The 1,199-nt window shown below is 41.5% G+C and carries 1 protein-coding gene; it reads left to right on the top strand.

The features are described 5' to 3' along the window. A complete protein-coding gene (gene tuf / locus HMPREF1864_RS05295; protein ID WP_062571798.1) occupies positions 1–1,194 on the top strand; it encodes an elongation factor Tu in 1,194 nt (397 codons plus the stop codon). Positions 1,195–1,199 lie beyond the last annotated feature (5 nt).

Genomic DNA, 1,199 nt, shown 5'->3' with positions numbered 1-1,199 from the left:
ATGGCAAAAGCAAAATTTGAAAGAAATAAACCACACGTAAACATTGGAACAATTGGTCACGTTGACCACGGTAAGACAACACTAACAGCTGCAATCACACTTGTAATGAACAAGAGATACGGCGGAGGAGAATTCGTAGACTACGCACACATAGACAAGGCACCAGAAGAAAGAGAAAGAGGAATCACAATCTCAACATCACACGTAGAATACGAAACACCAAACAGACACTACGCACACGTAGACTGCCCAGGACACGCTGACTATGTAAAGAACATGATCACAGGAGCAGCACAAATGGACGGAGCAATCCTAGTAGTATCAGCAGCAGATGGACCAATGCCACAAACAAGAGAACACATCCTACTAGCTCGTCAAGTTGGTGTACCAAAGATAGTAGTATTCCTAAACAAAGAAGACCAAGTAGACGATCCAGAACTAATTGAATTAGTAGAAATGGAAGTAAGAGACCTACTAAGTGAATACGACTTTGATGGAGACAACACACCAATCGTAGTAGGATCAGCATTAAAAGCCCTAGAAGATCCAGAGGGAGAATGGGGAGACAAAATCGTAAAACTAATGGAAGAAGTAGACGAATACATTCCAACACCAGTAAGAGATACAGAACACCCATTCCTAATGCCAATCGAAGACGTATTCTCAATCACAGGAAGAGGAACAGTAGCAACAGGAAGAGTAGAACAAGGTGTAGTAAAAGTAGGAGACACAGTAGAACTAGTAGGCTTAACAGACGAAAGCAGACAAGTAGTAGTAACAGGTGTAGAAATGTTTAGAAAACAACTAGACCTAGCAGAAGCAGGAGACAACATAGGAGCCCTACTAAGAGGAGTACAAAGAGAAGAAATCCAAAGAGGACAAGTCCTAGCAGCACCAGGAACAATCAAACCACACACAAAATTTGAAGCAGAAGTATACGTACTAACAAAAGAAGAAGGTGGAAGACACACACCATTCTTTAACGGATACAGACCACAATTCTACTTCAGAACAACAGACGTAACAGGAGACATCCAACTAGCAGACGGAGTAGAAATGGTAATGCCAGGAGACAACTCAACATTTACAGTAACACTAATCACACCAATCGCAATGGACGAAGGATTAAGATTCGCTATTCGTGAAGGTGGAAGAACAGTAGCATCAGGAGTAGTATCAAAGATTCTTGACTAATCCTT

The organism is Peptoniphilus sp. DNF00840 (genome assembly GCF_001553125.1).
In the GTDB taxonomy this organism is placed as follows: domain Bacteria; phylum Bacillota; class Clostridia; order Tissierellales; family Peptoniphilaceae; genus Peptoniphilus_A; species Peptoniphilus_A vaginalis.
The sequence above is the reverse complement of the archived record's forward strand: the minus strand, read 5'-3'. Positions and strand labels throughout refer to the sequence as shown.